Source organism: Merdimonas faecis (assembly GCF_001754075.1).
Classification (GTDB): domain Bacteria; phylum Bacillota; class Clostridia; order Lachnospirales; family Lachnospiraceae; genus Merdimonas; species Merdimonas faecis.
This window is the reverse complement of record NZ_MIEH01000018.1, coordinates 287,317-310,801: the sequence shown is the minus strand read 5'-3', so window position 1 is coordinate 310,801 and position 23,485 is coordinate 287,317. Positions and strand designations below refer to the sequence as shown.

Genomic DNA, 23,485 nt, shown 5'->3' with positions numbered 1-23,485 from the left:
GGATGATATCAGTTACAGAAGAGGAGAATAAAATTGGCAGAATTAACACCCATGATGCAGCAATATGTAGACACAAAAAAAGAATATCCGGACTGCATCCTGTTTTATAGATTAGGCGATTTCTACGAAATGTTTTTTGACGACGCCCTGACAGCGTCCAAAGAACTGGAGATTACTCTGACCGGAAAAAACTGCGGACTTGAAGAGCGGGCCCCCATGTGCGGCGTTCCCTATCATGCAGTGGACGGCTATCTGAACCGCCTTGTCTCCAAGGGCTATAAAGTGGCTATCTGTGAACAGATGGAGGATCCTGCTACCGCAAAAGGGCTTGTGAAGCGTGAGGTCGTGCGTATCGTTACGCCGGGAACCAATCTGGATACACAGGCTCTGGATGAAACCAGAAACCAGTACATCATGTGCATCGTTTACATTGCGGACCGCTACGGGCTGTCAGTAGCGGATGTTACAACCGGGGACTACTTTGTAAGCGAGATCAGCGACAGCGAAAAATTATTCGATGAGATTTACCGGTACATGCCCTCAGAGCTGATATGCAATGAGGCTTTTTATATGAGCGGCATGGACCTTGACCTTTTAAAGGAGAAGCTTGGCATCACCATCTATACCCTGGATGCCTGGTATTTTGATGACGCGATCTGCGGACAGACTCTGAAAGACCATTTTCATGTCAGTGCACTGGAAGGACTGGGGCTTTCCGACTATGACTGCGGTGTGATCGCTTCCGGAGCGCTGCTGAAATATCTGCTGGAAACCCAGAAGCAGGATCTGTCCCATATCACCAATCTGACCGTTTATAACAGCGGAAGATATATGCTCCTGGACAGCTCTACGCGCAGAAATCTGGAACTTTGCGAGACACTCAGAGAAAAACAGAAAAGAGGGTCTCTTCTGTGGGTTCTTGATAAAACAAAAACGGCCATGGGCGCCCGTACACTGCGCAAATGCATCGAGCAGCCTCTGATCACAAAAAAAGAAATCGAAGAGCGCCTTGACGCGGTAGAGGAGTTCAAGGAGCAGGCCATTTCCCGGGAAGAGATCCGGGAGTATCTTTCTTCGGTCTACGACCTGGAGCGGCTGATGTGCAAGATCACCTATCATTCCGCCAACCCAAGGGATCTGATCGCATTTGAAAAATCCCTTTCCATGCTCCCGCATATCAAATGTATCCTTCAGGATATGTCCTCCGGACTTTTACAGGAATTATGTCAGGATCTGGATCCTCTGGAGGACCTGTGCACTCTGATCGGACAAGCCATAAATGAGGATCCGCCGATTGCAATGAAAGAAGGCGGCATCATCCGGGATGGATATCATGAAGAGGTAGACCGGTTAAGGCAGGCTAAATCAAACGGAAAAGAATGGCTTGCAAAGCTGGAGGAAGAGGAGAGGGAAAAAACAGGCATCAAAAACTTAAGGATCCGCTATAATAAAGTATTCGGCTATTATCTGGAGGTAACCAACTCCTTCAAGAATCTGGTTCCGGAATACTACACCCGAAAGCAGACGCTGGCCAATGCGGAACGTTATATCATCCCCAGGCTCAAGGAGCTGGAAGATACGATCCTCGGTGCGGAGGACAAGCTCTACGCACTGGAATATCAATTATACTGCGACGTGCGTGACACCATCGCCGCAGAAGTCTTAAGGATACAGACAACGGCCAAGGCTGTGGCAAAGATCGACGCCTTAGCTTCCCTGGCTCTGGTAGCGGAGCGGAACCGGTATGTACGCCCCAGGATCAACGAAAAGGGCGTGATCGACATCAAAGACGGACGCCACCCGGTAGTGGAAAAAATGATCCCGTCGGATATGTTTATTTCCAATGACACCTACCTGGATGACCGCAAAAACAGGATCTCTGTTATTACCGGTCCTAATATGGCGGGAAAATCTACATATATGCGCCAGAGCGCACTGATCGTGCTGATGGCCCAGATTGGCTCCTTTGTGCCGGCTTCCAGCGCCAACATCGGCCTGGTGGACCGGATCTTTACCAGAGTCGGAGCCTCTGATGACCTGGCCAGCGGCCAGAGTACCTTTATGGTGGAGATGACGGAGGTGGCCAACATTCTGCGCAATGCCACCAGCAAAAGCCTTCTGATCCTGGATGAGATTGGAAGAGGGACCAGCACTTTTGACGGCTTGAGCATCGCCTGGGCCGTGATCGAGCATATCAGCAACAGTAAGCTTTTGGGAGCCAAAACCCTGTTTGCCACCCATTATCATGAGCTGACGGAGCTGGAGGGCAAGATCAGCAATGTAAATAACTACTGCATTGCCGTTAAGGAAAAGGGAGACGACATCATTTTCCTGCGCAAGATCGTAAAGGGAGGCGCTGATAAGAGCTACGGCATCCAGGTGGCAAGGCTTGCCGGCGTACCGGAATCCGTCACTAACCGTGCCAAGGAGATTGTAGAAGAGCTGGTCCAGGCGGATATCACCACCCGGATCAAGGACATTGCCGCACAGGGTACGGAAAAGCCAAAGCTTAAGACAAAGCATTATGATGAGGTGGATCTGGCTCAGATGTCTTTGTTTGACACTGTGAAAGATGACGACGTGATCGAAGAGATCGAGCAGCTGGATCTTGCCAACCTGACACCGATTGACGCGTTGAACACTTTATACCAGTTACAGAATAAATTAAAAAACAGGTGGTAAGTTATGAGTAAAATACAGATACTGGATCCTGTCACCATAGACAAGATCGCAGCGGGAGAGGTAGTGGAACGCCCGGCATCCATCGTAAAGGAGCTGTCCGAAAACGCCATCGACGCGGGAGCCACCGCCGTCACCGTAGAGATCGAGGAGGGTGGAATCTCCTATATCCGCATTGCCGACAACGGCTGTGGGATTCCAAAAGAAGAGGTTCCGTCTGCTTTCTTACGACATTCTACCAGCAAGATCCGCTCGGTGGATGACTTGCTACATATCCATTCCCTGGGATTCCGTGGAGAAGCGCTCTCAAGTATCGCTGCCGTCTCCCAGGTGGAAATGATCACAAAGACTCAGGAAGAGACCTTTGGGACACGCTACCGGATCAGCGGTGGAAAAGAGGAGGATCTGGAGGAGACGGGTGCAAAGGACGGCACCACCTTTATCATCCGTCAGCTTTTCTATAACACACCGGCGCGACGGAAATTTTTAAAGACGCCTATGACAGAGGCCAGCCACGTAAGCGATCTTATGACCCGCATGGCTCTGTCGCATCCGGAGATTTCGTTCCAGTTCATTAATAATCACCAGTCCAGGATCCACACCTCCGGGAATGGAAATTTAAGAGATGTGATCTATCATGTTTACGGCCGGGAGATTGCGTCCAACCTGCTGGAGGTCCGCTTCCAGGCGGAAGGGATACAGATCACCGGTTTTCTCGGAAAGCCGATCATCTCCCGCGGAAACCGGAACTTTGAAAACTATTTTATCAACGGCAGATATGTTAAAAATCATATTGTATCGAAGGCTATTGAAGACGCCTACAAGGATTTTACCATGCAGCATAAGTATCCCTTTGTGGTCCTTATGATCACCATGGCGGGAGAAGAGGTGGATGTGAATGTCCATCCGGCAAAAATGGAGATCCGGTTCCAGAACCAGCAGGCAGTCTATAATGCCATATACGAAGCAGTGGATAAGGGGCTTCACGCCGAAGAACTGATCCCTCAGGTAGAGCTTGATGAGCCGGCTGTCCCCAAAAAGGTCCCGGCTGCGCCTGCTCCGGTTTCCACGTCCATGTCTTCCACGCCCGTGCCTTCCCCGGCTGTTCCTTCCCGGGAAAAAATGGAGAACAATTCTCCTGTCCAGGCTTCAATGCCTAAAAAAGAAGCGATTCCTCCAAAAGAGGAGCGGGATCTTGACTATTTCATGGCAAAGATGCGGGAGCGGGTCAGGGCATATCATGACCGGGGCTCTCAGGCGGAGGTGGACGGACAGTCACAGATTTACCGGCAAAAGCTTCAGGCAGACCGTATCCGCGAAACAGCTGTTACGGCCAGAAAAGAACAGGAAAAGGCACAGGCCGGGCCTGCCACGGAAACAAAGCAGCTGGATCTTTTTGAAGAAAAATTTCTGGACCGGGAAGTAAAGGCCGAGTATAAGCTGATCGGCCAGGTGTTTGACACCTACTGGATGGTACAGTTCCAGGATAACTTATATATCATCGACCAGCATGCCGCCCACGAGCGGGTGCTTTATGAGCGGACGTTAAAAAGCATGAAGACCAGAGAGTATACCTCTCAGATGATCAGTCCGCCCATCATCCTGGACCTGGGGATGCAGGAGGCCGCCCTCCTTCGTGAATATATGGACCGGTTCACCAGGATCGGATTTGAATTTGAAGAATTCGGGCAGGATTCCTTTGCGGTCCGGGCAGTTCCGGACAATCTGTTCAGTATTGCCAAAAAAGAGCTGCTGATGCAGATGCTGGATTCCCTGTCTGATGAAGTCAGTCGGAATCTGTCTGCTGATCTCATCGATGAAAAGGTTGCCTCTATGTCCTGTAAAGCAGCAGTCAAGGGAAAGATGAAGCTGTCGGCGGCCGAAGTCGATACCCTGATCGGTGAGCTTCTGACCCTTAAAAACCCCTATCATTGCCCCCATGGCAGACCGACCATCATTGCCATGAGCAAACGGGAACTGGAAAAGAAATTTAAAAGGATCGTGTAGCTATGAAGAAACCATTTGTTGTCCTGGCCGGGCCTACGGCCGTGGGCAAAACAAAAATGTCCATACGCCTTGCAAAAGCCATTGGCGGCGAGATCATTTCTGCAGATTCTATGCAGGTGTACCGGCATATGGATATCGGATCAGCCAAGATCCGACCGGAAGAAATGGAAGGCGTCCCCCATCATCTGATCGATGTGCTGGAACCTTCCGAAGAATTTCATGTTGTGAAGTTCCAACAGATGGCAAAAGAAGCCATGACGGGTATTTATGACAGAGGGCATATCCCCATCCTTACCGGAGGCACTGGTTTCTATATCCAGGCAGTGCTCTATGACATTGATTTTACCAAGGAAAGCGGCGATGACGCATACCGGAAAGAGCTTGAGGATTTTGCCGAAAGATCCGGAGCAGAAGCACTCCATGAAAGGCTTGCGGCTGTGGATCCTAAGGCGGCAAAAGACATCCACCCGCATAATATCAAGCGGGTGATCCGGGCGCTGGAATACCATCACCAGACGGGAGATCTGATTTCCCGCCACAACGAACAGGAGCGTCAGAAGGAGTCTCCCTATGACGCATCTTATTTTGTATTAAACGACGACCGTCAGAAGCTTTACCGTCAGATCGACCGCCGGGTAGACCTGATGATAGAAGCCGGCCTTGTAGATGAGGTGCAGGCATTAAAGGACATGGGCTGTACCAGCAGCATGGTATCCATGCAGGGGCTGGGATACAAAGAGATTCTTGCCTATCTGGACGGAGTCTTAAGCCTTGATGACGCCATCTACCGTATCAAGCGGGACACAAGACATTTTGCAAAACGCCAGATCACCTGGTTTAAGAGGGAGAAGGATGTAATCTGGGTAGACAAACCTGATTTTGATTATGATGAAGAAAAGATGCTGGCATTTATGCTGAAGCACATTTGATAAATAAATGGAGGGAGTATTATGTTGTTTCAAAGATTATTCGGGGGTTCCAGATTTCTGAAACGGATGAACACACTGATGGAGGTGTATGCCTGCAGCCACAACGCACCGGTCACCTACCGGGAGCTTCAGCGCTTAAAACCGCTGATACGGACCGAAGGAGAACGGGCGCTTTACGAGCTGAACCGGGCGTCGCTTCTTTACGATATGAAAAAATTCCGGGAGGCGGCAGATGTGATTGTCGAGATTCCGTCTCTGAATCCGGAATTCGACGCAAAATGCGCCGCACTTAAGACCATGATCATGGATGCATTTTAGCAAGTAACAAGAAAAGAGAGGAATAATCAGATATGTCATTTGATATGTCAACAGAAAAAGAATCTATTTACAGAGAAATAGGAATCCGCAAATCAGTATTGGATTTTGGAAATCAGATTGAGGCCGGGCTAAAGGAGCGGTTTCGTGCTATTGATGAAACAGCTGAGTATAACCAGCTGAAGGTGATCCGCGCCATGCAGGAAAACCGGGTCAGCGAGGCCTGTTTTCAGTATGCCAGCGGCTATGGCTACGATGATCTTGGCAGGGATACGCTGGAAAAGGTCTATGCCTCTGTTTTCCACACAGAAGACGCCCTGGTACGGCCTCAGATTACCTGCGGGACCCACGCTTTGTCCCTGGCTCTCGCCGCAAACCTACGCCCGGGAGACGAGCTTTTGTCTCCAGTTGGAAAGCCATATGATACCCTGGAAGAGGTCATCGGTATCCGGCCTTCCAACGGATCACTTGCGGAGTACGGCATCACCTATTCCCAGGTAGATCTTCTGCCTGACGGAAGCTTTGATTACGATAATATCAAAAAGGCGATCCACGATAAAACAAAACTCATTACCATCCAGCGCTCCAAGGGCTACCAGACCAGGCCCAGCTTTTCCGTTTCACAGATCGGCGAGCTAATCTCCTTTGTAAAACGCATCAAGCCTGATGTGATCGTGATGGTAGATAACTGTTACGGAGAATTTGTAGAGACGATCGAGCCCAGCGACTTAGGAGCCGACCTGGTGGTGGGGTCTCTGATCAAGAATCCAGGCGGCGGCCTTGCCCCCATCGGCGGCTATATCGCCGGACGAAAGGATCTGATCGAAAACTGCAGCTACCGTCTGACTTCACCGGGGCTTGGCAAAGAAGTCGGCGCATCCCTTGGCATCATGCAGTCCTTTTACCAGGGGCTTTTCCTTGCCCCCACGGTGACCGCGTCGGCATTAAAGGGCGCCATCTTTGCCGCCAATATCTATGAAAAACTTCAGTTTCCGGTAATCCCGGACGGACAGGAGGACCGTCACGACATCATCCAGGCTGTGACCTTTGGAAAGCCTGAGGGCGTCATCGCCTTCTGCAAAGGTATTCAGGCCGCGGCGCCGGTGGACTCCTATGTAACGCCGGAGCCATGGGCCATGCCCGGCTATGACAGTGATGTGATCATGGCGGCCGGTGCCTTCGTCCAGGGTTCCTCCATAGAGCTGAGCGCCGACGGTCCCATCAAACCTCCCTATGCCGTTTATTTCCAGGGCGGGCTCACCTGGCCGCACGCCAAGCTGGGAATCCTGATGTCATTGGAGTATCTGGTACGGGACGGAATCGTGACTTTATAAATCCTGCAAAAGGAGAGAGAATATGAAGCATATTGCTATCATCGGAGGCGGCGTTTCCGGTATGGCGGCTGCTATTGCCGCTGCCGAACAGGATCCGTCCGCCCGGATCACCATACTGGAACACAAATCCCAGCTGGGGAAGAAGATCCTTGTGACCGGCAACGGGCACTGCAACCTGGCTAATACCCATCTGACCCCGGACTGTTACCGGAGTGAGGACCCCAGGTTTATTCAGGCCGTCATCCAAAAGACCAGCTGGCAGGACACGGTCCGGTTTTTCGAGGATCTGGGCCTTCCTGTCCGGGCAAAGGGAAACTATCTCTATCCCCGTTCCGGCCAGGCCTCCTCAGTCTTAAGGGTTATGACAAGACGTTTAAAAGAACTGGGAGTGGAGATCTGTCTGGATACACATATTACAAAGATCATCCCCAAAGGCACCGGGTTTCAGATCCATGCAGGATCAAAGACCTGCCAGTCCCAGAAAAAGATCTGCAACGCAGACCGGGTGATCCTTGCCTGCGGCGGAAAAGCAGCTCCTGTACAGGGCTCCGACGGCACCGGCTATGATCTGGCAAAATCCTTTGGCCACACCATAGTCCCGGTGGTTCCGGCACTTGTCCAGCTGAAAGTGGAAGATTCTCCCTTTGCGAAAGCCTCCGGCGTCCGTACAGACGGAAAGGTATCGGTCTATGTGGATGGGAAAGTGTGTTCCGAAGACAGCGGCGAACTGCAGCTGACCTCCTATGGCATCTCCGGTATTCCGGTCTTTCAGGTCAGCCGCTATGCGGCAAAAGGACTGCATGAGCGAAAACAGGTGCGGCTATCTATAGATTTCGTACCGGAACTTTCTGACAGGGAGCTTCTTTCACTGTTCCGGAAACGCACGGAAGCGCTTTTAAGAAGTCCCAGGCTTACGCTGGAAGAATTTCTGCTTGGATTTTTCCCGGACAAGCTGATCGTACCGCTGTTAAAGCAGGCCGGACTTTCAGGGCGTATACGTGTTCCTGATCTGGAACACTATCATTTAGATAAGCTGGTATCAGCCTGCAAACATACACGCCTTACCGTCACAGACACCAATGGCTTTGAAAGCGCCCAGGTCTGTGCAGGAGGTGTCTCCACAGCAGAGATCGATCCTGATACAATGGAATCCAGACTTCGGAAAGGTCTCTATCTTGCCGGTGAACTGACAGATGCAGATGGGATCTGCGGCGGATATAACATCTGCTGGGCCATAACAACTGGAAGGCTTGCCGGAAGATCCGCTGTTCTGTAGCCAGGGAATATTACACATGAAAGAGAGTATCGCATGGTTCGAGTACAACAATTAAAATTACCAATCCATCATACGGAAGCGGATCTTACCGCCAGGCTTATAAAAAAGCTTGGCATCAAAGAGGATGCGCTTCTTTCTTATGTGATCCGCAAACAATCTGTTGACGCCCGGAAAAAGCCGGAGCTTTTCTATGTCTATACCATAGATGCCACCGTCAAAAGAGAGAAATCTCTGAAAGGGAAACGAGGTCGGAAGGATCTTTTGTTCCTGGACCCCGAGCACCCTTACCAGATCCATGTCTCCGGAAGCAGCCGTTTATCGGAACGACCGGTGGTCATCGGCACGGGCCCGGCCGGACTCTTCTGCGGACTGGAGCTTGCAAAGCTCGGGTATCAGCCTCTTCTCCTGGAAAGAGGTGCCTCTGTGGAAGAACGCCTGGAGGATGTAGACCGTTTCTGGGAGACCGGCATCTTAAATCCCTCTTCCAATGTACAGTTCGGAGAGGGCGGGGCCGGAACCTTTTCCGATGGAAAGCTGAACACGATGGTCCATGACTCGGCAGGAAGAGGACGCTATGTGCTGGAAACCTTTGTAAAATTCGGCGCGCCAAAAGAAATCCTTTATCAGAATAAGCCCCACATCGGAACGGATGTCCTGGTGGAGGTCGTAAAAAATATGCGCAGGCAGATTCTGGCGTGGGGCGGAGAAATCCGCTTTCACAGCCAGGTGACAGACCTTAAGCTTTCTTCTTCTCAGGAACTTCTGGGTCTTGTGGTCACGGATCCCCGGACCGGAAAGAGCGAAGAAATTGCAGCAAGGATCGCAGTCCTTGCCGTGGGACACAGTGCCAGAGACACTTTTTCCATGCTGATGGAGCAAGGAGTCCCTATGCATGCCAAAGCCTTTGCCACAGGCGTGCGTATTGAGCATCCGCAGTCCATGGTCAATCTGTCTCAGTACGGCAAAGAATCGGTGGAAGGGCTTGGAGCTGCTGCATATAAATTGACTGCAAATCTTCCCTCCGGCAGAGGCGTCTATACCTTCTGCATGTGCCCGGGCGGCTATGTGGTCAATGCCTCATCAGAAGAGGGGCGGATCGCGGTCAACGGTATGAGCTATCACGCAAGAGACGGGAAAAATGCCAACAGTGCAGTGGTAGTGACGGTAGATCCTGCAGACTTTGGCAGTGATTCTCCTCTGGCCGGGATGGAGTTCCAACGCAGACTGGAAGAAGCGGCATTTAAGGCCGGCCGGGGAAAGATCCCGGTACAGCTCTATGAGGATTTCTGCAAAAATCAGCCCTCCGCCGGACCGGGAGCAGTGACACCGCTGATCAAGGGAGCCTATGCCTGGAGCAACGTGCGCAGCATTTTCCCGGAGGAAATCGGGGACGCCCTGGAGATGGGGATCCGCGAATTTGACAAAAAGCTAAAAGGATATGCCAGAGGCGACGCCGTTCTCTCCGGAGTAGAGAGCCGGACTTCCTCTCCGGTACGCATTCCCCGGGATGAAACATTCCAAAGCAGTGTTCGGGGGCTATACCCTTGCGGAGAGGGCGCCGGTTATGCCGGCGGCATTACTTCTGCTGCAATGGACGGCCTGAAGGTGGCGGAAGCCATCGCAGGAAACTACTTTTTTTGACAGGCCCCGGAGAGGTTTAAGAAATATTTAATGGGATTACCCTATACACATTTTCCGAAATATGATAAAATGTAGTGAGTTTTGAGTTAGAGTTAGACAGCTGGATTGAGGAGGAGTACATATGAAGGGAACAGGAAGTAAAAACGCCTGGGCTTTATTTCTGCTGCTTCTGGCAGGAATTGTACTTGGGGGATTTATCGGGATGCTGGCAGAAGGAGTTCCTTCGCTTGACTGGCTCGCTTACGGCCAGTCCTTTGGGCTGGACGAGCCTATCGTGCTGAATTTAGGTGTCCTGGTCGTTACGTTTGGTCTATCGATCAAGATAACAATCGCAAGTATTATTGGCGTGATTCTTTCGATTTTAATCTATCGCTTCTTATAATAAAATATGATGAACTTGTCAGATAACTGTAATGATTATATGATGAGTTCATCCTTCTATGCGGAAATGCCGCACGAATCTAAAGAGAAAATGAATCAGCCAAATACCATGAAAGAAATGCCGGAAGCGGAACGGCCTTATGAAAAGTGTGAAAAAATGGGGGCAGAAAAACTGACAGATGTTGAGCTTCTTGCTGTACTTCTGCGGACAGGCAGCCGGGGAGAAAATGCAGTATCTCTGGCCAGGCGCATCTTATACGGTGCGGAGGATAAAGGGATACTTGGACTTCATCAGTTCAGTCTGGAACGGCTACGAAAGATCAAGGGAATCGGAAGAGTCAAGGCAGTACAGATATCCTGTATTCTGGAACTGGCCAGACGGCTTTCCAAGGCGTCTTACAGCGAGATGCTTTCTTTTTCACAGCCTGAAACCATTGCCCGATATTATATGGAAGACCTCCGGCACGAAAAGCAGGAGGTCATGAAACTTTTAATGCTGAATTCCAAGGCAAGACTGATCGGGGAGACAAATATCTCCAAAGGAACAGTAAATTCCTCCCTGATCACACCAAGAGAACTTTTTATTGAAGCACTGCAGAAGGATGCAGTGTCTATTGTGCTTATGCATAATCACCCCAGCGGTGATCCGACTCCCAGCCGGGAAGATATGCTGACAACAAAAAGGATTCTGGATGCAGGTGCATTGATCGGGATCGAGCTGTTAGATCATATCATTATTGGCAATAATTGTTATATCAGTTTCCGGGAGGAGGGCATCTTGTAGAAAGGATTCTGACAGATGGCGAGAAACATATACGGACTGGATCTGGGCTCTTATGAGATCAAGGTCTACGATAAGAAAAAAGATACCATATGGAAAGAAAAAGACGTCCTTGCATTGACGGAAAAAAAGGAGATCTTTGCAGTAGGAGACGAGGCTTATGAAATGTATGAAAAGGCACCATCCACTATTGAAGTCGTATTTCCTATGAAGGATGGCGTTATTTCACGTTTTACAGACATGCAGTTTCTTCTGCAGAGCCTGTTAAAAAAGGACCGGCAGTTTGTACGGGGATCCGAATACGTTATCGCCGTACCTACAGATGTAACAGAAGTAGAAAAGAAAGCCTTTTTTGATCTGGTGATCCATTCCACGGCCAAAGCAAAGGAAGTAAATATTGTGGAGCGCGCCATTGCCGATGCTATAGGGCTGAATCTGGACGTACAGAATACAAAAGGCCTGATGATCGCAAATTTTGGCGGCGAGACCACAGAGCTTTCTGTCCTTGCCGGAGGCGGTATGGTTCTGAACCGTCTCCTGAAAGTCGGCGGACGGACCTTTGACGAAGCGATCATTACCCTGATCCGGCACAGCCATGACTTCCTGATCGGGCGTCATACAGCGGAAAACCTTCGGAAGAGCTTTGGTATTTTTACCAGCGAAGTGGATGAGGTCATCACTGTCGCCGGCCGGGATCTGATTACCCGTGTGCCGATGCAGAAGCCTATTTCCATCAATCTGGTAAGGGCGGCCATGAAGGATCCTCTGCTGGAATGTGTCCGTGCGATCCAGTCGCTTCTGGACCGTACACCGCCGGAAGTACGGCAGGCAATCATCGACAACGGCATTTTCCTCACAGGAGGGATAGCCCACACGGCAGGTCTTGAGACCTATATCGAGGAAATGATCGGCATTAAATGCCGGACGGCCCTGGAGCCGGATATCTGCTCCGTATCGGGTCTGAAAAAGATCATGGAGTCCAAAGAACTGCGGAAACTTGCATATTCAATGTTAGAAGAAAATTATAGGTGGATGAGATAATATGAAAATTAAAAACCAAACCTCCATGCCAAGTAAATACTGGCTGGTCATTCTGGCAGTCATCTGTGTCGGCCTTCTGGGAATAGAAGCCGTCTCTGACGGAGGCGGTCCTCTCAGGTTTGTGGCAAATTATACCATTGTTCCCATGCAGAAGGGCATCAGTTATGCGGGCAGGTATTTAAGCGATATCTCAGATAACTTTGATACACTGGAAGAGGTCCGTGCAGAAAACGACGAACTTAAGTCCAGGGTGGACGAGCTGACCATTGATAACACCCGGCTTCGTCAGGAGCAGTACGAGCTGGAGCGCCTGAGAGAGCTCTACCAGCTGGATGAAAACTATTCTGACTATGAAAAGATCGGCGCCCATGTAATTGCCAATAACGGCAGCAACTGGTTTAATGATTTCACCATTGACAAGGGAAGCAATGACGGCGTGAAAGTAGACTGTAATGTCCTTGCCGGCAGCGGGCTTGTCGGCATTGTAACAGAAGTCGGCCCGGATTATGCAAGAGTCCGCTCTATCATTGATGATTCCAGCAACATCAGTGCGATGATCCTTTCAACGTCTGATATCTGCATGGTGCGGGGGGATCTGCAGCTTGCTTCAGACGGAAAGATTCATTTCGAAAATCTTCCGAATAATGACAATGAGATCGAAGTGGGCGAACAGGTTGTAACTTCCCATGTCAGCAGCCGTTTTGTCCAGGGACTCTTTATCGGATATATCAGCGACATCCAGGTGGATTCCAATAATCTGACCCGGTCCGGTTATATCACGCCGGCCGTGGATTTCAGCAATCTGCAGGAAGTGCTTGTCATCACCACCACCAAGCAGGAAATGGTCGGGGGAGATGAAGCGTCCGGCGAAGGAGAGTAGCGTATGAAAAGAAAGATCATTACTTTTGTCATCATTATCGTCTGCTTTCTTTTAGAATGTACCTTATTTGACAAACTATCCTTTGCACTGATCAAGCCAAATCTTCTGATCATAGTGACTTCTTCTTTTGGATTTATGAGAGGAAAGAAGTCAGGTATGTTTGTCGGATTTCTGTGCGGTCTTCTGACAGATCTGTTTTGGGGAGAAGTTCTTGGCTTCTACATGCTGATCTATACACTGATCGGCTATATCAACGGATTTTTCCGAAGGCTGTTCTATGATGACGACATCAAACTGCCCATCGGACTGATCGGTGCGAGTGAACTGGTATACGGCCTGGTCACATATTTCTGCCTTTATATGCTGCAGAGCGATTTTGATTTTGCCGGTTATCTGTTCGATATCATCATGCCGGAACTGGTATATACAATCCTGGTTACTTTGTTACTTTATCAAATCATACTGAAGATCAATAAGAAACTGGAAGCAGAAGAACAAAGGAGTGCAAGCAAATTTGTATAATTTATGGGAAAAAATCAAGTATGGGATCTCGGAAGTCGTGCAGTCCAGAACTTCTGTCGCTATCATCGTTTTCTGTGTGATGTCAGCGATACTGGTACAGCGCCTTTTCTATCTCCAGATTGTCCGGGGCGAAGATTACGCCGAGGATTATGAGCTTCAGATCCAGAAAACGAAAGAAACGGAAGGAACCCGCGGAAATATTTATGACCGCAACGGAAACCTTCTTGCCTATAATGAACTGGCCTACTCTGTAACCTTTGAATACAGCGGAGACTATAAAAATGACGAACTGAACAAGATCGTATCCACGGTCATCCAGATGGTAGAGTCGAATGGAGACTCCGTGATCAACGATTTTGGCATCATCCTGGACAGCAATGACAATTATGTCTATGTCGCAGAGACAGACACAGAACGGCTCCGTTTTATCGCCGACGTATATGGTCTGCGTACGATTGATGAATTGAAAGACAATCAGCGAAATGTATCTGCAGAAGATCTGATCGACTATCTCTGTACCGATGAGACCTATGGCTATGGTATCGATCAGGAGGATATGAGTAAGGCCGAGGTACTCAAGATGGTCAATATCCGCTATGCCATTTCTCTGAACAGTTATCAGCAATGGCTTTCAACTACGATTGCCGAAGACGTCAGCCAGGAAACGGTAGCAGATGTGATGGAGCATCTGGATTCTCTTCAGGGAATTAATATTGAAGAAGAATCCCTCCGAAGATACACCGACAGCTACTGCTTTGCTAATATTATCGGTTATACCGGCCAGATCTCCCAGGAAGAGTACGATTCTCTTTCCGAAGAAGAGCAGGAAGATTATGCACTTACGGATACCGTTGGAAAGTCCGGGCTGGAACAGGTGATGGATTCCTACCTGAAGGGCCAGAAGGGTAGTGAAACCTTATATGTCAACAGTGTCGGCCGGGTCATTGACCGGGTAAAAAGTAAGGAAGAAAAGGCAGGAAACGATCTGTATCTGACCATTGATGCCAATCTCCAGAAAGCGGCCTACAATATTATCGAACAGGAGCTGGCAGGTATTCTGCTGTCCAAGATCCAAAACACGCTGGACTTTGACCGGACACAGGTGGAAGACGGTAGTGACGTGATCATTCCGATCGGCGATGTCTACCATGCCTTTATAGACAATGAGATCATTGATATGACTCATTTTGGCGCCGAAGACGCCCAGGCGGCGGAGAAAGAAGTATATGCGGCTTTTTCTGCCCGTAAGGAACAGGTCCTGCAGGAGATCCAGAGTGTTCTATCTGATCCGAATGCCAGTGCATATCAGGATGCGGGACGGGAACAGCAGGCGTACCAGAGCTATATTGTTAACACGATCCTGAATCAGAATTCAGGTATTCTGATGGGGGATGCTATTGACACCAATGATGAGACCTACAAGGCATGGCGCGAGGAAGAGACGATCAACATCTATACCTACCTGAATTATGCAATCTCCAAAAACTGGATCGACACCTCCCTTTTAAAGGATTATGTTTCTTCGGAAGGAGAGTATTCCGATTCCAGCGAGATTTATCAGGCGATCATATCTTGTGTTATTGACGCGCTTGGTGATGACACGGAATTCGATAAACTGGTCTATCAATATATGATCAAGGCAGGTTCCGTCACCGGAAGGCAGCTCTGCATGATTTTATATGAACAGGGCGTACTGGATTTCGACGAAGCCCAGTACAGCGGACTGAATTCCGGAAGCATCAGCGCTTACGATTTTGTGCGCGGCAAGATCCAGACCCTGGAGATCACACCGGGACAGCTGGGCCTGGAGCCATGTACCGGCTCCCTGGTCATGACTGATCCGAACAGCGGAGAGGTGCTGGCCTGTGTATCCTATCCCGGTTATGACAATAACAGGCTTGCCAATACCATGGATTCGGAATACTATAATAAGCTTGCCAATGATAATTCCAGCCCGATGTATAATACTGCTACACAGGAGCGTACGGCGCCCGGCTCCACCTACAAACCGCTGGTCGCATTAAGCGGACTGACGGAAGGCGTGATCGATACCGGAACCTACTTTACCTGTCATGGCGTCTACGATAAGGTAGAACCAAACCCCAGATGCTGGATTTATCCGAATGCACATGGAAGCCTTGCGGTAGAAGGGGCGATTCAGAATTCCTGTAACTGCTTCTTCTATGAAGTCGGCTACCAGTTAAGCCTGGACCGCAGCGGCGGTTCCGCAGATGAAGACGGCGACGGCGAACCAGACAATGTGACATTTTCCAGTGATCTGGGTACAGATACACTCCGTAAATATGCTGTAGAATTCGGGCTTGGTGATAGCTCCGGACTGGAGATCCCGGAATCAGATCCCCAGATCTCGGATGAGACTTCCGTCCTGTCAGCGATTGGTCAGGGAAACAATAACTTCACTACCAGTCAGCTTGCCAGATATATTACGGCGGTTGCCAATGAGGGAACCGTATATAATTTAAGCCTCCTGGATAAGGTGGTCTCTGTGGATGGAGAGACGATAAAAGATTTCACTCCGGAAGTGAAAAATAACATTTCGGATATTTCCTCCACCAGCTGGACAGCAGTCCATAACGGCATGCGCAATGTAATTTCCGTAGCTCAGGCTCAGGTTTTCAGTAAACTGAATGCCAGCGGAGTAGAGGTGTCCGGGAAAACGGGTACCGCTCAGCAAAGCGAAACTCATCCTGACCATGCACTTTTCGTAGGATTTGCACAGAGCAGCAACCCGGAGGTTGCATTTGCGATCCGTATTGCCAACGGCTACAGTTCTACTTACGCGGCTGAAATCGGTAATGATGTCATGGAATATTATTACCAGGTAACCCCGCAGGAAGAACTGATCACCGGAACCGCGTCAGAGATTGCCGCAAGCACGACGGGAGATTAAACGGAAGACTAATAGAAAGGATGATCGTATGTGAAAGACCCTGTGCTCATTAAGAGTAACAAATACGGCATCACCGTTTTCTTTCAGCATGAGCTTCCCTTTGAACAGCTCATGGAAGAAACCCTGGAAAAATTCCGTTCGGCAAAGCATTTTTTCAATCATGCGGAAATGGTCGTGGAATTTGAAGGCCGTGCTTTCACAGAAGAAGAAACCTTACGGATGGCGGACGCCATTCAAACTGCGGCAGATATACAGATCCTCTGTCTCCTGGAAAGGGATACGAGGACAGAAGAAATCCACAAACAGGCATATCATGAAAGCCTGCAGGTCATCCATGAAAGAGACGGCCTGTTCTATAAAGGTACTCTGCGAGAAAAGCACCGACTGGAGGCGGAAACAAGCATTGTGATCATCGGGGACGTAGAAGACGGCGCTATCGTAACGTCCAAAGGAAATGTTACGGTGCTTGGAACGATCCGCGGTATCGTGACCGCCGGCGCCGCCGGCAGGCGCGACGCATGGATCGCCGCTCTCCATATGGAGCCAAAGAAACTAAGGATCGGAGAGATTGAAGTAAAACCAGTTATAGGAGGAAGTTATTCATGGGCGAAGTTATTGTAATCACATCAGGGAAGGGCGGAGTAGGAAAGACCACTACCGCCGCAAATATCGGTGCAGGTCTGTCAAAGCTGGACAAAAAAGTTGTCGTCATCGACACGGATCTGGGGCTTAGAAATCTGGATGTTGTTATGGGACTGGAAAATCTGATCGTATATAATCTGGTGGATGTGATCGAGGGCACCTGTCGTTTGAAACAGGCATTGATCCGGGATAAAAGATATGAAAATCTCTATCTGCTTCCCTCGGCACAGACCCGGGATAAAACGGCCATTTCCCCTGGACAGATGAAAAAACTGACCTCGGAATTAAGGGAGGAGTTCGATTACATACTTCTGGATTGTCCGGCCGGCATTGAGCAGGGCTTTCAAAATGCAATTGCCGGCGCAGACCGTGCTATTGTGGTCACCACTCCGGAAGTATCCGCGATCCGTGATGCGGACCGTATCATCGGACTCCTGGAAAACCAGCAGATAAAAAAAATAGAACTGATCATCAACCGGATCCGCATGGATATGGTCAGGCGGGGCGACATGATGTCGGTAGATGACGTGACGGAAATCCTTTCCGTCCCTTTGATCGGAGCCCTGCCGGATGATGAAAAGGTAGTGATCGGCACCAACCAGGGGGAGCCTGTAATCGGGCTTGGCGGTGAAGCTGCATCTGCATACCTGAACATCTGTAAACGGATCCTTGGCCTTGAAGTCCCGTTTCTGGATCTGAATACAGGCAACGGATTCTTTTCCAGGCTTTCCAGCCTGTTTAAAAAGGATTAGGAGGGGGAAAGGCATGAAAAGATCTTCTGTTTCAATTGCAAGGAACCGCCTGCGTGCACTTGTCACCTCTGACAGGGTCAACTGTGACCCGGCTGCATATGAAGAAATCTGCCGGGAGCTTTACGGAGCTTTGTCAAAATACATGGAACTTACAGAAGATAATTTTCAGGTAGAAATCAACCGTACACAAGTCATCATCACATTTTTAGGAGAAGAGACGTGAGATTACCAAAATTTACCAAACGGTACCATTTAAAAGATTATAAAATGAACCTTGTCATTCTGGTTCTGGCACTGTCCATTCTGGGTGTGTTTGTAATCGGAAGTGCAGAGCCGGACAACCAGTCCAGGCAGATTATCGGCCTGATCATTGCCCTTACGGCCATGGTCGTCGTATCTCTGATCGATTACGTTTGGCTCATGGACTTTTACTGGCTGATTTACGGCTTCGTTATCCTGATCCTGGGTGCTGTTCTTATCATAGGTACAGAAGTCAACGGCGCCACCCGGTGGATCAACCTTGGTTTTACCAATTTTCAGCCGTCGGAGCTGGCAAAGATCCTGCTGATCCTGTTTTTTGCAAAATTTATAGCGGAGCACGAGGATGATATCAATGACAAGAAGACTCTCTTAAAGTATGCGGCGCTGTGTGCGGTACCACTTGCGCTGATCATTGCGGAGCCCAATCTTTCCACTACGATCTGTACTGCTCTGGTCCTGTGTCTTTTAATCTATATCGGGGGCTTAAGCTACAAGTTCATTGGCACCGTGCTGGTCATCCTGATCCCGACCGCCATCATCTTTCTGGCTATCGTTGTCCAGCCAAACCAGCCGTTTCTTCAGGATTATCAGCAGGAACGGATCCTGGCCTTCCTGGAGCCGGAAAAATATGCGGACGACGGAGCCTATCAGCAGCGTAATTCTGTCATGGCTATCGGCTCCGGACAGCTTACCGGAAAAGGCTTAAATAATAACACCACCGACTCTGTCAAAAACGGAGATTTTATCCTGGAGCCCAGCACGGACTTTATCTTCGCTATTGTCGGCGAAGAACTTGGCTTCATCGGAAGCTGTATTATTATTGCTTTATTATTATTAATTGTGATACAATGTATATTGATTGGAATACGATCGCAGAACCTGTCAGGGCGGATCATCTGCTGCGGCGTGGGCGGCCTGATAGGGATACAAAGCTTTATTAATATAGGAGTTGCTACACAACTGATTCCCAACACCGGTGTCCCGCTGCCTTTTGTCAGTTACGGCCTGACCTCCCTGGTCAGTCTTTATATTGGTATCGGACTCGTACTGAATGTTGGATTACAGCCGAAAAAATATCAATAAGGAGTGAAAATCATGAATATAGGGCTGATAGCACATGATTCCAAAAAAACATTGATGCAGAATTTCTGCATTGCTTACAGAGGAATCCTGAGTAAGCACAATCTGTATGCAACCGGAACTACCGGAAGGCTGATTGAGGAAGTTACAAATCTGAACATCCATAAATATCTGGCTGGTCCCCTTGGCGGGAAGCAGCAGCTTGGTGCACAGATCGCCCAGAATGATATCGACGCTCTCATTTTTCTGCGCGAACCCAATGATCCAAAGCCTCATGAGCCGGATGTCAATGATGTGATACGGCTGTGTGATATGTATAATATCCCGATGGCCACCAATCTGGCAACGGCTGAGTTGATTATTTTAGCAATAGACAGAGGAGATCTTGACTGGCGTGAAATGTATCGGTAATTATTTTAAAACAACAGCTGCCGTTTTGTGCGGAACCATTCTGCTTAGCGGCTGCTCCCTTTTTGAGACCAAAGACGTGGTCACAGAATATGAAACAGAAAACTATAATCAGAATATTTATCAGGCCAGCCTGTACGCAGAAGATCTCTGTGTCACCGAGGGAAATGTGGAGATGACCGGCGCTCCGGATGCATCAGGCCTTCATGCTGCCGCTCTTTTTGACGTGAACGGAGGAGAAGTGGATTTTGCCTATCAGGTTTTTGACAAACTTTATCCTGCCAGTACAACTAAGATCATGACTGCGCTGGTTGCCATTCTTTATGGTGATCTCTCCGAAGAGGTCACGGTCTCGGAAGCAGCATCTGCCTCCAGCTTTGCGGCAGATGAATCTGTTGCCAAACTTCAACAGGGAGACGTGCTGACACTGAAGGATCTGCTGTATGGTCTTTTGCTCTGCTCCGGAAACGATGCCGCAGTGGCGATTGCGGAGACAGTCAGCGGAAATGTGGACGATTTTGTCGATCTGATGAACGAAGAAGCCAGAAAACTGATGGCAACACAGACACATTTTGAAAATCCCCACGGACTTCACAGCGATAATCATTATACCACTGCCTATGATCTTTATCTGATCTTCAATGAATGTATCAAACATGATGAATTTATAGAAGTGATCAGTGCCGACTCCTATACACCGGATATTACCGGCGCTGATGGAAATCCCAGATCCGTGGAATGGGAGCCTACTAATTTTTATGCTACCGGAGAGGCCGCCTCTCCACAGAATGTGACACTGGTAGGCGGGAAAACCGGTACTACAAAGCTTGCCGGAAACTGTCTTGTACTTCTTTCAAAGGATGATGGCGGCCAGCCGTATATTTCCATTGTCATGGGAGCCGATACCAAGGATCTGCTTTACCAGGATATGACTGCACTGGTAGACAATATTCCTGAAAATACTGAATCTGAGGATTAGAGGGGCATCTCTTAAAAGGGATACCCCTTTACTCTATGAAGAACTTGAAATCCTTCCATACAGACTGATGAGATACAGTCCGCAAAGTCCCACCAGTGTATAGATAATACGGGACAGCCAGGACAGATTTCCAAACAGGAAAGCCACCAGGTCAAAACGGAAGATACCAATTAGCAGCCAGTTGACAGCTCCTATGATTACCAGAGTCAAAGCTGTGTAATCAAACCATTTCATATGAATTCCTCCTTTTTTGCTACTAACGCCGGTATTCGCCGACGCTACCGTTAGTATTACAGTTCTTTCGAAAAATATTCATAACAGGGAGTTTTTTATGCAGGAAACAATACCTTATTATCCATACTCAGAGTATCTGAAAACAAAATACGGAGAAAAGGTCTATAAACTGCCGGTCAATCTGCCCGTCACATGTCCAAACCGCAGAAACGGCAGGGGATGTGCTTTTTGTGCCGAATCCGGGACCGGGTTTGAGGCGATGGAAAGCTCTGTGCCTGTAAAAGAGCAGCTGCTTACAGCAAAAGCCAGGATTGCTAAAAGGTACCACGCTTACAAATATATCGCATATTTTCAGAATTACACGAATACCTACCTTCCCCTGGAAGACTTCCGGCAATATCTGCTGGAAGCAGCAGAGACAGAAGATATTGTGGAAATTGCCGTATCCACCAGACCCGACTGTATTACTTCCGGTTATCTCGATGTACTTGACGGGATACGCAGCACTTACGGAATCTCCATCACGCTGGAACTGGGTCTGCAGACAGTAAATTATCACACGCTACTTGCAGTCAGCCGCGGACATACCCTGGCCGAATTTCTGGATGCTGTCCAGATGATCCGCCCTTATGGATTCGATCTCTGTACACATGTAATCCTGAATCTCCCGGGCGATCATCTGACAGACGCGATAGAGACCGCCAAGATCCTGTCTGCACTGCGGGTGAACATCGTAAAAGTCCATTCTCTTTATATCGCTAAAAACACAAGGTTGTGCGAAGAGTATGAAAATGGTACAATAGCTTTATGTTCTAAAGAAGAATACTTCAGGCGTGTGATCGCATTTCTGGAGTATCTGTCCCCGGATATTGCCGTGGAGCGCCTGTTCAGCCGGATTCCGGAAAAGGACTCTGTATTCTGCAACTGGGGCGCAAGCTGGTGGAAGCTAAGGGACGAGCTACTTGATATCATGACCCGGGAGGGCTTGCGGCAGGGAAGCCGTTTTGATTATCTTGGCGGCGCGGCTTTAAAGGAGGAAGTCTTTATTGGCGGATAAAAAATTGACAAATATCGAAGTTTACCGGAAACGGTGGAATTTTAATATTGGAATCCTGATCTTTGGCGTCATTTTTATTTATCTGGTCGTCACGATTCTCATGTATCTGACCGGGAACCATGTGTCGATCTATGAAGTAAGGGAAGGGTCTATCCAGAAGGATAATGCCTACACGGGCCTGATCCTCCGGAATGAAACAGTAGTCCAGGCGGATGCGGAAGGATACATAAATTATTTTGCTCTGGAGGGCAGCAAAGTCGGGGCCCGGACCCGTGTCTTCAGCCTTTCGCCGGAGAAATTAACGTTTGCAGACTCTTCTTCTGATTCTGAAGATACCAAAGCCCTGACTGCAGAAGAGCAGTCGGCCATTCTTCAGCAGACCCAGGCGTTCAGTGACAGCTTCCAGAGCGAAAGCTTCGGTGATGTATATAGCCTGAAGGACAGTATCTCTACAATCCTGGATAGTAAATCCAACCAAAGCCGCCAGGCTCAGCTGGATCAGATGATGGTAGACGGTTCTCAGCAGCTGACCCTCTATAATGCTTCTTCCGACGGTGTCATCGTATATTCTACTGATGGCATGGAGGATCTTTCTCTGGACGACGTGACAGAGGACATGGTTACAAAAGCAGATTATGAAAAGGTCAGCCTTGCAAATAATGCTTATATAAACTCCGGGGAAGCTGTATATAAGCTGATCCGTTCTAATGTATGGAATATTGTGATACTTCTGGATGATGATACGGCGGAAGAGCTGGCGGATACGACCAGTGTCAATATTGAATTTTCCAAGGACAATCAGACTGCAACGGCCTCCTTCGAGATCCGGAAAAGCGGAGACGCCACACTGGGAGTCCTGACTCTTGATTCTTCCATGGTCCGTTACGCTACTGACCGTTACGTGGATATCGAACTGATCCTGGAAAACCAGTCGGGCCTTAAGATCCCCAAATCTTCTGTGATAGAAAAGGAATTTTATACGGTTCCCGAGGATTATCTGACCCAGGGTGGCAATTCCAACAATACGGGAGTCCTGGTCGACGACGGATCTGACAGTGCCAGCTTTCAGGAGGCAGAAGTCTATTACCGCGACAACGAAACAGGAATGATCTATCTGGACCGGGATCTCTTCAAAGAAGGTACAGTCCTTCGAAAGGAGGACTCCGACCAGACCTATACTTTGCAGGATACCGCCACTCTTCAAGGCGTATATAATATCAATAAAGGGTATGCTGAGTTCCGCCAGGTTACAATCCTCACCGAAAGCGATGAATACTACATCGTCCAATCCGGCAACGATTACGGGCTGGCAAACTATGATCATATTGCCCTGAATGGAGAAGGCATCCAGGAACATGACGTGGTATTTTAAAGA

22 protein-coding genes are annotated in these 23,485 nt (G+C 48.9%); 21 read left to right on the top strand and 1 reads right to left on the bottom strand.

Annotation, left to right across the window (positions count from 1 at the left end; genetic code table 11):
• The first annotated feature begins 33 nt into the window (after positions 1-33).
• From mutS to BKD12_RS10155, 19 genes are all read left to right on the top strand, one after another.
• Positions 34-2,682, top strand: coding sequence for a DNA mismatch repair protein MutS (gene mutS / locus BKD12_RS10245; RefSeq protein ID WP_330385583.1), 2,649 nt, complete (start codon positions 34-36; stop codon positions 2,680-2,682).
• Between the two features lie 3 nt (positions 2,683-2,685).
• Positions 2,686-4,686, top strand: a complete 2,001-nt coding sequence (gene mutL / locus BKD12_RS10240; RefSeq protein WP_070089218.1) for a DNA mismatch repair endonuclease MutL — start codon at positions 2,686-2,688, stop codon at positions 4,684-4,686.
• 2 nt (positions 4,687-4,688) lie between these two features.
• Positions 4,689-5,615 carry a tRNA (adenosine(37)-N6)-dimethylallyltransferase MiaA gene (miaA, locus tag BKD12_RS10235; RefSeq protein WP_070089217.1) on the top strand — a complete coding sequence of 309 codons (927 nt, stop codon included), beginning with the start codon at positions 4,689-4,691 and terminating at the stop codon, positions 5,613-5,615.
• 21 nt (positions 5,616-5,636) lie between these two features.
• Entirely contained in the window at positions 5,637-5,933 is a 297-nt protein-coding gene (locus tag BKD12_RS10230; protein WP_070089216.1) for a hypothetical protein, read from the top strand.
• 44 nt (positions 5,934-5,977) lie between these two features.
• Entirely contained in the window at positions 5,978-7,264 is a 1,287-nt protein-coding gene (locus tag BKD12_RS10225; protein ID WP_070089486.1) for a methionine gamma-lyase family protein, read from the top strand.
• Between the two features lie 22 nt (positions 7,265-7,286).
• Positions 7,287-8,540 carry a BaiN/RdsA family NAD(P)/FAD-dependent oxidoreductase gene (locus BKD12_RS10220; RefSeq protein WP_070089215.1) on the top strand — a complete coding sequence of 418 codons (1,254 nt, stop codon included), beginning with the start codon at positions 7,287-7,289 and terminating at the stop codon, positions 8,538-8,540.
• A gap of 33 nt (positions 8,541-8,573) precedes the next feature.
• Positions 8,574-10,181, top strand: coding sequence for an NAD(P)/FAD-dependent oxidoreductase (locus tag BKD12_RS10215; protein WP_070089214.1), 1,608 nt, complete (start codon positions 8,574-8,576; stop codon positions 10,179-10,181).
• Between the two features lie 121 nt (positions 10,182-10,302).
• Positions 10,303-10,563 (top strand): DUF4321 domain-containing protein, encoded by a 261-nt coding sequence (locus BKD12_RS10210; RefSeq protein WP_070089213.1) that lies wholly within the window; start codon positions 10,303-10,305, stop codon positions 10,561-10,563.
• 90 nt (positions 10,564-10,653) lie between these two features.
• Entirely contained in the window at positions 10,654-11,346 is a 693-nt protein-coding gene (gene radC / locus BKD12_RS10205) for a RadC family protein (protein ID WP_070089212.1), read from the top strand.
• Between the two features lie 15 nt (positions 11,347-11,361).
• Positions 11,362-12,384 (top strand): rod shape-determining protein, encoded by a 1,023-nt coding sequence (locus BKD12_RS10200; RefSeq protein ID WP_070089211.1) that lies wholly within the window; start codon positions 11,362-11,364, stop codon positions 12,382-12,384.
• Position 12,385: 1 nt separating this feature from the next.
• Positions 12,386-13,264: a rod shape-determining protein MreC gene (gene mreC, locus BKD12_RS10195; RefSeq protein WP_070089210.1), complete on the top strand. Its 879-nt coding sequence runs from the start codon at positions 12,386-12,388 to the stop codon at positions 13,262-13,264.
• Positions 13,265-13,267: 3 nt separating this feature from the next.
• Entirely contained in the window at positions 13,268-13,786 is a 519-nt protein-coding gene (mreD, locus tag BKD12_RS10190) for a rod shape-determining protein MreD (RefSeq protein WP_070089209.1), read from the top strand.
• Entirely contained in the window at positions 13,779-16,697 is a 2,919-nt protein-coding gene (locus BKD12_RS10185) for a penicillin-binding transpeptidase domain-containing protein (protein ID WP_070089208.1), read from the top strand. Before mreD ends, BKD12_RS10185 begins: the two co-directional genes overlap by 8 nt.
• A 30-nt stretch (positions 16,698-16,727) precedes the next feature.
• Positions 16,728-17,318, top strand: a complete 591-nt coding sequence (locus tag BKD12_RS10180) for a septum site-determining protein MinC (RefSeq protein ID WP_070089207.1) — start codon at positions 16,728-16,730, stop codon at positions 17,316-17,318.
• Complete coding sequence (gene minD, locus BKD12_RS10175) at positions 17,300-18,091, top strand: septum site-determining protein MinD (RefSeq protein WP_070089206.1); 792 nt, start codon at positions 17,300-17,302, stop codon at positions 18,089-18,091. Before BKD12_RS10180 ends, minD begins: the two co-directional genes overlap by 19 nt.
• Positions 18,092-18,104: 13 nt before the next feature.
• Entirely contained in the window at positions 18,105-18,314 is a 210-nt protein-coding gene (locus BKD12_RS10170) for a cell division topological specificity factor MinE (protein ID WP_070089205.1), read from the top strand.
• Complete coding sequence (locus tag BKD12_RS10165) at positions 18,311-19,435, top strand: FtsW/RodA/SpoVE family cell cycle protein (protein ID WP_070089204.1); 1,125 nt, start codon at positions 18,311-18,313, stop codon at positions 19,433-19,435. The genes BKD12_RS10170 and BKD12_RS10165 overlap by 4 nt, the downstream gene beginning before the upstream one ends.
• 12 nt (positions 19,436-19,447) lie before the next feature.
• Positions 19,448-19,843, top strand: a complete 396-nt coding sequence (gene mgsA / locus BKD12_RS10160; RefSeq protein WP_070089203.1) for a methylglyoxal synthase — start codon at positions 19,448-19,450, stop codon at positions 19,841-19,843.
• Entirely contained in the window at positions 19,827-20,819 is a 993-nt protein-coding gene (locus BKD12_RS10155; RefSeq protein WP_070089202.1) for a D-alanyl-D-alanine carboxypeptidase family protein, read from the top strand. Before mgsA ends, BKD12_RS10155 begins: the two co-directional genes overlap by 17 nt.
• 33 nt (positions 20,820-20,852) lie before the next feature.
• Here BKD12_RS10155 and BKD12_RS10150 read toward each other — a convergent pair whose 3' ends face one another.
• Positions 20,853-21,053: a DUF378 domain-containing protein gene (locus BKD12_RS10150; protein WP_070089201.1), complete on the bottom strand. Its 201-nt coding sequence runs from the start codon at positions 21,051-21,053 to the stop codon at positions 20,853-20,855.
• A 97-nt stretch (positions 21,054-21,150) separates the two neighbouring features.
• Here BKD12_RS10150 and BKD12_RS10145 point away from each other — a divergent pair, with 97 nt between their 5' ends.
• Together BKD12_RS10145 and BKD12_RS10140 are read left to right on the top strand one after the other, a co-directional pair.
• Positions 21,151-22,110, top strand: a complete 960-nt coding sequence (locus tag BKD12_RS10145) for a tRNA modification radical SAM protein MnmL/YtqA (RefSeq protein WP_070089200.1) — start codon at positions 21,151-21,153, stop codon at positions 22,108-22,110.
• Positions 22,100-23,482: a biotin/lipoyl attachment domain-containing protein gene (locus BKD12_RS10140; RefSeq protein ID WP_070089199.1), complete on the top strand. Its 1,383-nt coding sequence runs from the start codon at positions 22,100-22,102 to the stop codon at positions 23,480-23,482. Before BKD12_RS10145 ends, BKD12_RS10140 begins: the two co-directional genes overlap by 11 nt.
• Positions 23,483-23,485 lie beyond the last annotated feature (3 nt).

Bases quoted from the DNA above. Each gene is read 5' to 3' on its own strand.
- mutL (WP_070089218.1), top strand. From the start codon at position 2,686: ATGAGTAAAATACAGATACTGGATCCTGTCACCATAGACAAGATCGCA.
- miaA (WP_070089217.1), top strand. From the start codon at position 4,689: ATGAAGAAACCATTTGTTGTCCTGGCCGGGCCTACGGCCGTGGGCAAA.
- BKD12_RS10230 (WP_070089216.1), top strand. From the start codon at position 5,637: ATGTTGTTTCAAAGATTATTCGGGGGTTCCAGATTTCTGAAACGGATG.
- BKD12_RS10225 (WP_070089486.1), top strand. From the start codon at position 5,978: ATGTCAACAGAAAAAGAATCTATTTACAGAGAAATAGGAATCCGCAAA.
- BKD12_RS10220 (WP_070089215.1), top strand. From the start codon at position 7,287: ATGAAGCATATTGCTATCATCGGAGGCGGCGTTTCCGGTATGGCGGCT.
- BKD12_RS10215 (WP_070089214.1), top strand. From the start codon at position 8,574: ATGGTTCGAGTACAACAATTAAAATTACCAATCCATCATACGGAAGCG.
- BKD12_RS10210 (WP_070089213.1), top strand. From the start codon at position 10,303: ATGAAGGGAACAGGAAGTAAAAACGCCTGGGCTTTATTTCTGCTGCTT.
- radC (WP_070089212.1), top strand. From the start codon at position 10,654: ATGAATCAGCCAAATACCATGAAAGAAATGCCGGAAGCGGAACGGCCT.
- BKD12_RS10200 (WP_070089211.1), top strand. From the start codon at position 11,362: ATGGCGAGAAACATATACGGACTGGATCTGGGCTCTTATGAGATCAAG.
- mreC (WP_070089210.1), top strand. From the start codon at position 12,386: ATGAAAATTAAAAACCAAACCTCCATGCCAAGTAAATACTGGCTGGTC.
- mreD (WP_070089209.1), top strand. From the start codon at position 13,268: ATGAAAAGAAAGATCATTACTTTTGTCATCATTATCGTCTGCTTTCTT.
- minD (WP_070089206.1), top strand. From the start codon at position 17,300: ATGGGCGAAGTTATTGTAATCACATCAGGGAAGGGCGGAGTAGGAAAG.
- BKD12_RS10170 (WP_070089205.1), top strand. From the start codon at position 18,105: ATGAAAAGATCTTCTGTTTCAATTGCAAGGAACCGCCTGCGTGCACTT.
- mgsA (WP_070089203.1), top strand. From the start codon at position 19,448: ATGAATATAGGGCTGATAGCACATGATTCCAAAAAAACATTGATGCAG.
- BKD12_RS10150 (WP_070089201.1), bottom strand. From the start codon at position 21,053: ATGAAATGGTTTGATTACACAGCTTTGACTCTGGTAATCATAGGAGCT.
- BKD12_RS10145 (WP_070089200.1), top strand. From the start codon at position 21,151: ATGCAGGAAACAATACCTTATTATCCATACTCAGAGTATCTGAAAACA.